The sequence below is a fragment of the Halorubrum sp. AJ67 genome (assembly GCF_000513435.1).
This window is the reverse complement of the sequence record NZ_CBVY010000002.1, coordinates 211,133-219,015: the sequence shown is the minus strand read 5'-3', so window position 1 is coordinate 219,015 and position 7,883 is coordinate 211,133. Positions and strand designations below refer to the sequence as shown.

At 66.3% G+C, this 7,883-nt stretch carries 7 protein-coding genes and 2 pseudogenes; 4 read left to right on the top strand and 5 right to left on the bottom strand.

The window, feature by feature from the left end; genetic code table 11:
* Positions 1–843: MBL fold metallo-hydrolase (locus BN903_RS02960; protein WP_079890558.1), on the bottom strand; the 843-nt coding region annotated here is incomplete at its 3' end.
* Positions 844–1,087: 244 nt separating this feature from the next.
* On the opposite strand from BN903_RS02960, the gene BN903_RS02955 reads away from it, so the two are divergent.
* From BN903_RS02955 to BN903_RS02945, 3 genes and pseudogenes are all read left to right on the top strand, one after another.
* On the top strand, positions 1,088–1,333 hold the full coding sequence (locus tag BN903_RS02955; protein WP_048076307.1) for a sulfurtransferase TusA family protein: 246 nt from the start codon (positions 1,088–1,090) through the stop codon (positions 1,331–1,333).
* Positions 1,334–1,335: 2 nt separating this feature from the next.
* Positions 1,336–1,908, top strand: a complete 573-nt coding sequence (locus BN903_RS02950; RefSeq protein WP_048076306.1) for a DsrE/DsrF/DrsH-like family protein — start codon at positions 1,336–1,338, stop codon at positions 1,906–1,908.
* A gap of 150 nt (positions 1,909–2,058) precedes the next feature.
* Positions 2,059–2,268, top strand: a pseudogene (locus BN903_RS02945) (S9 family peptidase); the annotation flags it as partial.
* 19 nt (positions 2,269–2,287) lie between these two features.
* Here the strand turns inward: BN903_RS02945 and BN903_RS02940 are convergent.
* Entirely contained in the window at positions 2,288–2,500 is a 213-nt protein-coding gene (locus BN903_RS02940; protein ID WP_048076304.1) for a hypothetical protein, read from the bottom strand.
* Positions 2,501–2,682: 182 nt separating this feature from the next.
* On the opposite strand from BN903_RS02940, the gene BN903_RS02935 reads away from it, so the two are divergent.
* Entirely contained in the window at positions 2,683–5,538 is a 2,856-nt protein-coding gene (locus tag BN903_RS02935; protein ID WP_048076303.1) for a GAF domain-containing protein, read from the top strand.
* A gap of 117 nt (positions 5,539–5,655) precedes the next feature.
* On the opposite strand, the pseudogene BN903_RS02930 reads toward BN903_RS02935, so the two are convergent.
* From BN903_RS02930 to BN903_RS02920, 3 genes and pseudogenes are all read right to left on the bottom strand, one after another.
* Positions 5,656–6,527 (bottom strand): annotated as a pseudogene (locus tag BN903_RS02930) (sulfurtransferase).
* A 139-nt stretch (positions 6,528–6,666) separates the two neighbouring features.
* Positions 6,667–7,092 (bottom strand): universal stress protein, encoded by a 426-nt coding sequence (locus tag BN903_RS02925; RefSeq protein WP_048076302.1) that lies wholly within the window; start codon positions 7,090–7,092, stop codon positions 6,667–6,669.
* Positions 7,093–7,220: 128 nt separating this feature from the next.
* A partial coding sequence (locus BN903_RS02920; protein WP_079890557.1) for a Gfo/Idh/MocA family protein occupies positions 7,221–7,883 on the bottom strand: 663 nt, incomplete at its 5' end.

Genomic DNA, 7,883 nt, shown 5'->3' with positions numbered 1-7,883 from the left:
CCTAATCCCCTGTGTGCCTTGCCTCCCACGACTGACGCTCTCGACGAACAGCCCGTCACCGGTCGCGAGCAGGCTGCCGTCGACGAGATACGAGGTCATCCCGGTGGTGTGGCCGGGCGTGTAGACGGCCTCGATTGTGGCGTCGCCGACCCGGAAGGTGTCACCGTCCTCGGCCGCGGTCAGCTCGTCCGCGTACGTGACGCCGCGGTCGACGGCCGCCTCGGGGATGACGCCCTCGACACCCTCGTCGTCGAGGGCACGCACGCCCGAGATGTGGTCGGCGTGGACGTGGGTGTCCAGCGCGTACTGGAGGTCGACACCGAGGTCTTCAGCATCGTCCAGGTAGCGGTCGGTGAACGCGCGCAGCGGGTCGATGATCGCGGCTTCGCCGTCGTCGTAGAGAAGGTAGCCGAGACAGCCCGAGGAGGGGCGCTGGTACTGGAGGAGCGTGCCCGCGCCGTCGTAGTCGGTGACTTCGACGGTCTCGTAGATGCTCGCCCAGCCGTTCATCCCGTCTTCGAGGTGGTCGATGTCGTAGCCCCGCTCCGCGAGCGTGCCCGCGACGTACTCGCTGGCTCCGCCCTTCGCACACAGGACGGTCACTTCGCGATCGTCGGGGATCTGGTCGAGGACGTCGTCGTCGATCTCGTCGTCGAGGAACTCGAAGTACGGGACGTTGATCGACGTGACGTTCTCGCCGTCGATACGCCACTCCTCGTAATCGGATCGCATGCGGGCGTCGAGGAGCGTCATATCCTCGCCAGCGTCGATGCGGTCTTTCAGCGTTTCCGGCTCGACCGACGCGACTTCGACGTCAGGAGTCGGGAAGTCGTCAGCGTTCATGTTGTACAGTCGCTCCTACCGGCCGGATACACAAAAGGATTCTCATAGTATTCCCCTAACTAAACAATACTGCTTGAGGAAGGAAAACCAAAAATCTCTAATTAAGCCGCATATGGATTAATGATGCCATTTATAGGATTCTCGTCCCCAATTAGTAATTTGTAGCAGACACAATAATCAACAATCTTTTAGTCGGGCGGGAGGTATTGTGCGATAGCTCCAATACAGACGGAGCAGATAACCAATGAGTGCTGAATACGACATCGCGGAGACGCTCGACGTGAAAGGCGCATCGTGCCCGATGCCTGTGGTGAAGACGAAAGGCGCTATCGACGACCTCGCGGCCGGCGAGGTCCTCGAAGTGTTGGCCACCGATCCGGGCAGCATGAGCGACATCGACGGCTGGGCGGCCGGCACTGAGGGCGTCGAGCTCGTTGATCAGGAAGAGGGCGACGACGTGTACAAACACTACGTGCGCAAGACGGAGTAACGATGAGCACGGACACACCCGACGCGTCGGCCGATGACGCGCCCTCGCGTGCGGAGCTGGCCGCCCGCGTCGACGAACTGGAGGACGCGCTCGCAGAAGCCACCAGTGACGACGACGGCAAGAAGATGAGCATCATCGCGACGAAGGGGACGCTGGACATGGCGTATCCCCCACTCATCCTCGCCAGCACCGCCGCCGCCTTCGGCTACGAGGTGACCGTCTTCCACACGTTCTGGGGGCTGGAGATCCTCCACGAGGAGCGCTCGAAGAACCTCAAGCTCAGCTCCGTCGGCAACCCCAACATGCCCGTGCCGAACGCCGTCGCGGCGCTCCCGGGCATGGACCGCGTGACGACGAAGATGATGGAGAAGAAAATCGCGGATAACGACACTGCCACCATCGAGGAGCTCATCGAGACGAGCCTCGACATGGGCGTGGAGTTCCAGGCCTGTCAGATGACCATCGACCTGATGGATTACGACGAAAGCGAATTCTACGACGGCGTCACCACGGGCGTCGGCGCGGCGACAGCCCTCCAAGACATGGCCGACGCCGACATCCAGCTCCTGGTCTAATCACAGAGGCACGAGGCGGAAGCCCACGACTTCAGTCGTGGGAGGAAGCCGACAAAATGCTACACAGTCCACACAGTACAATTGTACAGCCTGGAATCGAAGATATAGAACGCTATCGGCGACCATTGGCGGCAGGAGCTGCGATTCGCGGTGCCCGTCTCGCGGACGCGCATCTCCCGCGGCGCGCTCGATGACGCCGGCTTCGAGGAGGGCGTCGACTACAAGTACGAGGGGCTGGGCGAGGAGGAACACGGCTCCGGCGACATCGATCAGAAGATCCGGTCGCTGGAGCTGCTCGGCGACTTCCTCGACCGCCGGATCGGCGCGGAACGGGCCGCCGTCGGCTCACCGGACGACTGACGGAGCGGTGCGGACCCCGTCAGCCGGTGAGGAGTTCGATCAGGCCCAGAAACACCATCCCGATCCCGACAACGCGCGTAAGGTCGACCTTCCACTCGGCGGGTTCGACTTCCGACCACGACCGCTTGCTCCCGATCGAGTCGATCCGTTCTTCGAACCGCGCGAACTCGTACGGCCAGATGGCGTGCGGGATCCCGACCGCGAGCAGGAGGAGGGCGAGACCGAGGTACACGTCGGCGCTTCGGTTCGGGGTAGAAATAGGTTTTCTGCCCGGGCTCGGAGAATGAGGTTCCACCGAAGGAGAGAGTCGTCCGTGCCCGAACCGGATCCGGCGCGGCCGCCGTGTGCGGCGAATCGGAGCGCTCGCCCCCTATCTTATTTACCGTGGCTCCGAATTCGATGGATACGCGGCACATGAGTCCACACCCAGACGCGATCCGCGTTCTCCACGTCGACGACGATCCGGACCTCGCGGAGCTCGCCGCGACCTACCTCGAACGCGAGGACGACCGGATCGACGTCGAGACCGCGACGGACGCGACCGAGGGTCTCGACCGCGTCGCCGACGGCGACGTCGACTGCGTGGTCTCCGACTACAACATGCCCGGTCGGAACGGAATCGAGTTCCTCGAAACCGTCCGCGAGGAACGACCGGAGCTCCCCTTCATCCTCTACACGGGCAAGGGCAGCGAGGAGGTCGCCAGCGACGCGATCGCGTCCGGGGTCACGGACTACCTCCAGAAGGAGAGCGGGACCGGGCAGTACGCCGTCCTCGCGAACCGGGTCACGAACGCGGTCGAACAGTACCGGACGGGCCAGCGGGCCGCCGAACTCGACCGGATCCGCACGCTCGCCAGCGAGATCAACAAGGCGATCGTGCGCGCCGACTCGCGGGCCGCGGTCGAGCGCCGCGTCTGCGAGATCATCAGCGACTCCGATCCCTACCGCTTCGCGTGGATCGGCGAGGTCGACGCCGAAACGAACCGAGTCGAACCCCACGTGTCCGCGGGCGTCGAGCGCGGCTACCTAGACGGGATCACGATCACGACCGACGAGCGCCCGACCGGACGGGGACCCGCCGGCACGGCGATACGCGAACGGCGGGTCGCCGTCTCGCAGGACGTCGCCGAGGATCCCGACTTCGAACCGTGGCAGTCAGCGGCGGTCGAACGGGGGTTTCGGTCGGTGGCCGCACTTCCGCTTGAGTATCAGGACACGCTGTACGGCGCGCTCGCCGTCTACGCCGACCGCCCGAACGCCTTCGACGCGACCGAACGCGACCTGCTCGACGAACTCGGCGACGACATCGCTCACGTCATCCACTCGTTCGAGGTCCGAGAGAGCCTCCGCGAGGAGCGCGACTTCATCGAACAGGCACTCGACGCACTCAACGACATCTTCTACGTCATCGACGCCGACGGGACGTTCCGTCGGTGGAACGACCACCTCGCGGAGACCACCGGCTACATGGACGAGGAACTCGGGGAGATACGGGCGACCGACCTCTTCCCGGAGGAGAATCGGGACCGGATCTCCGCTGCGATAGAGGACGTGTTCGAGACGAGCGGAACGACCGACGAATCCGCGCTGCTGACGGCGGACGGCGAACGCATCCCTTACGAGTTCACCGGATCGCGACTGACCGACCGCGACGGCGATCTGATCGGACTCATCGGAATCGGCCGAGATCTCACGGAGCGCAAACGGCGCGAGCGACGGTTGGCGCGGCTCGTCGACAACCTGCCGGGGATGGTCTATCGATGTGCGAACGAGCCCGGGTGGCCCATGGAGGACGTCAGGGGAGAGGTGACGGAGCTGACGGGGTATCATCCCTCCGACTTGGAGGGCCACGCGGGCGTGTACGGCGACCGGGTCGTCCATCCCGACGACCGAGAGGCGGTGTGGGAGTCGATACAGGACGCGGTCGACGAGCGCGAGCCGTTCGAGATCACCTACCGGATCCGCACCGAGGCCGGGGAGACGAAGTGGGTCTGGGAACGCGGTCAGGGGGTGTATTCCGCCGACGGCGACGTGGGGGCGTTAGAGGGGTTCGTGACCGACATTACCAGACAGGAGGAACACAAGCGGGCCATCAACGCGTTACACGGGACCGCGCGGTCGGTAATGCGGGCCGAGACGGCCGATCGGGCCGCCGAAATCGCCGTCGACACCGTCAACGACGTCCTCGACATGCCGGCGTGCGCCGTCCACCTCTACGACGAGGGCGACCACGCGTTAGTCCCGGTCGCGTGGACGGACCTGACCGAGGAACTCGTCGGCGAACCGCCGGTGTTCGAACTCGGTGAGGGGCTCGCAGGCAGGGCGTTCGAGTCGGGGGAGCCGGTGATCTACGGCGACCTCTCGGAGGTTTCGGAGCCGTTCAACCCGGACACGCCGATCCGGAGCGAGATCATCCTCCCGCTCGACGACCACGGCGTGCTCCTGATCGGGTCGACCGAACGCGACGCGTTCGACGACGTCGACGTGTCGCTCGCGGAGACCGTCGCGGCGCACACGACGACCGCGCTCGACCGCATCGAGCGCGAACGGGAACTCGAGCGCCAGAACGCGCGGTTAGACGAGTTCGCCAGTATCGTCTCCCACGACCTGCGGAACCCCCTGAACGCGGCCGAGGGACACCTCGACCTGGCCCGGTCGGAGCGCGACGACGAACACTTCGACGCGGTCGCGAGGGCGCACGGCCGGATCGGGTCGCTCGTCGACGATATCCTGACGCTCGCGCGCGAGGGCGCGACGGTGACCGAGTCCGAACCCGTCGAGTTGGCCGATCTCGTCGGGGACTGCTGGGAGAACGTCGACACCGGCGGGGCGACGCTCGCGATCGACGTCGACTCCGCCGTCATCGCGGATCGGAGCCGGCTCGCACAGCTGTTCGAGAACCTGATCCGGAACAGCGTCGAGCATAGCTTGACGGGCAGCCGGACTCCGTCCGGCGACAGCGTGGAACGCGGTTCCACGAGCAGTCGGGCAGGGCCCGACGATAGTGTAGAACACGGCGGCGACGACCTGACAGTCACGGTCGGCGACTTGGAGACCGGATTCTACGTGGCGGACGACGGTCCCGGAATCCCCGAGGACGAGCGCGAGCGGATCTTCGACGCCGGGTACTCGACGCGCGACGACGGGACCGGGTTCGGGCTCGCTATCGTCAAGGAGGTCGCCGAGGCGCACGGCTGTGACGTCCGAGTCACCGAGAGCGAGGCCGGCGGTGCGCGCTTCGAAGTCACGGGGTTCGAGCCGGTCGAGTAGCGTCGCGTTCCCGCGATTCGATTCTTTCTGTGTCGAAAAATATCGGAAACGCGGTGTCTTCGGGGAGCGTTGCGCGCGTCGTCGCGCGGGGCGTCGTCTACTCGCTCGTCCGGGGTCCTACTCGCCCGTCTCGATCGGCGCGCCGACGAGGTTGCCCCACTCGGTCCACGAGCCGTCGTAGTTGCGGACGTCGTCGTAGCCGAGCAGCTCGTGCAGGAGGAACCACTCGATCGACGAGCGCTCGCCGACGCGGCAGTAGGTGATCGTCGACTCGTCGCCGTCGACGCCGGCGTCGCCGTACAGCTCGCGGAGCTCGTCGGCGCTCTTGAACGTGCCGTCCTCGTTCAGCGTGGTCCCGATCGGGACGTTGCTCGCTCCGGGGATGTGACCGCCGCGCTGGGCCGTCTCGTTGAGCCCTTCGGGGCGATGACCTCGCCGGAGAACTCCTCGGGGGAGCGCACGTCGACCATCGGGATCCCCTCCTCGATCGCCTTGTCGATGTCGTCCTTGTAGGCGCGGACGCTCTCGAAGGGACCGCGGGCCTCGTACTCGCGCGGCGTGAAGTCCGGCTCCTCGGTCGAGAGCGGGTAGTCGTTGGCGACCCAGTAGCCCTTCCCGCCGTCGATCACGCGGATGTCGTCGTGACCGTAGTACTTGTAGATCCAGTAGCCGAACAGCGCGAACCAGTTCGGGACGCGGCCGCCGCCGTACACGACGACCGTCGTGTCGGCGTCGATGCCGCCCTCGCCGTTTCGCGCCGCGAAGTTCTCCTTCGAGACGATGTCGCGCTCCGTCTCGTCGGTGAACACCGCGTCCCACTCGAAGTTGAGCGCGCCGGGAATGTGCCCCTCCTCGTAGGGGGTGTACTCCGACTCGTCGGTGACGGTCGGGTTGTTGATCTCGACGAGCCGGTGGTCGGAATCGTCGTCTTGGAATTCGTCGAGGCGCTCTTCGACCCAGTCCGCCGTGACGAGTACGTCTTCGGGCATCAATTCGTGTAGTGCCCAACGCCGTTTTGAACGTCCGATAATGGCGGTTCTTTCCGGGGCCTGTGACAGCCGGATCGGCACAGAAAATCGAGGAAATCGGCGGTCTCGCGGCCCCTCAGTAGTTTTCTTCGGTTGATAACTACCGGATCACCGTCACGGGCACGTCGGCCTTGTCGACGACGCTCTTCGCGACGCTGCCGACCACCTGCTCGCGCTCCTCGCTCAGCCCCCGGTGGCCGACGTAGATCGCGTCGACGGCCCCGTCGGCCGCGTACTCCGTGATCGCGTCGGCGGGGCGACCGGTGAGGAGCTGGGTCTCCACGTCGATCGACTCGTCGCCGACGGCCTCCTCGGCGACGGCGCGGGCGTTCTCCAAGACCCCCTGTCCCGCCTCGACCGCGGCCTCCTCGCCCGGGAGGATGATCGTCCCGTCGACCAGCTCCGAGTCCGGGGTCAGCACGTGGGCGATCTCGAGCGTCTCGTAGAACGCGACCGCCTGCCGCGCCGCGTATCGGACGGCTTCGTCGCTCTCCGTCGACCCGTCGGTCGCAACGAGGTAGCTCATACGCGGAGATGGGTCCGAGAGACGTATAATTCCTGTCGGGCGTTCCCGTCTCGCGAGTCCGCGGCCGCCGCCCGGTGGCACCCGATTCCGGGCTATATTCCGCCGTCGCCGTCAGCTCTCGATTCCGGCTACGGTGCGCCACCACCGTCCGCCCCGGGCCGAACCCGGTCGCCCTCGGAGGCGTGGACCGCGTCCAGTACCTCCTGAACGCGCGTCGCCTCCGCGAACGAAACGAGGTCGCCGCCGTCGCCGTCGACCGCGCTCGCGAACTCGGTCAGGAGGTCCGCGACCGTGTCGCCGCGCTCGTCGACGAGCGTCGTCTCGCCCTCCCGGCCGCGGTCGCGCACGAGCCGGTACCACTCCGTCAGCGACAGCGACGCCTCGTCGCCGACGACGGTGATCGCGTTCTCCTCGTCGCCCTCGTGGTCGCAGAGCAGGTCGATCGTCCCGCGGACGCCGTCGGCTCGGAACGTGCCGACCACGTCGTCCTCGTACGTGTCCGGCCCCGAGTAGCCGACATCCGCGGAGACGGTCTCGATCGGACCGAACAGCTCCTGAACCCCGAACAGGAAGTGCGTCCCGACCTCGCGCAGCGGGCCGCCCTGCGCGCGCGACTCCAGCCACGCCACGTCCTGCCACTCGCGGGGCCACTCGGGGAACCGGAACCGGAGTTCGACGCGGCGCGGATCGCCGATTTCGCCCGCCGCGACCAGCTCCCGCAGCCGGACGAACCCCGGCGTGTAGCGGAACGGGAGGTTCACGGCCGTGACGCGGTCCGTCTCCGCTTCGAG

Coding starts and splice junctions, on each gene's coding strand:
- BN903_RS02950 (WP_048076306.1), top strand. CDS start 1,336: ATGAGCACGGACACACCCGACGCGTCGGCCGATGACGCGCCCTCGCGT.
- BN903_RS02935 (WP_048076303.1), top strand. CDS start 2,683: ATGAGTCCACACCCAGACGCGATCCGCGTTCTCCACGTCGACGACGAT.
- BN903_RS02925 (WP_048076302.1), bottom strand. CDS start 7,092: ATGAGCTACCTCGTTGCGACCGACGGGTCGACGGAGAGCGACGAAGCC.
- BN903_RS02955 (WP_048076307.1), top strand. CDS start 1,088: ATGAGTGCTGAATACGACATCGCGGAGACGCTCGACGTGAAAGGCGCA.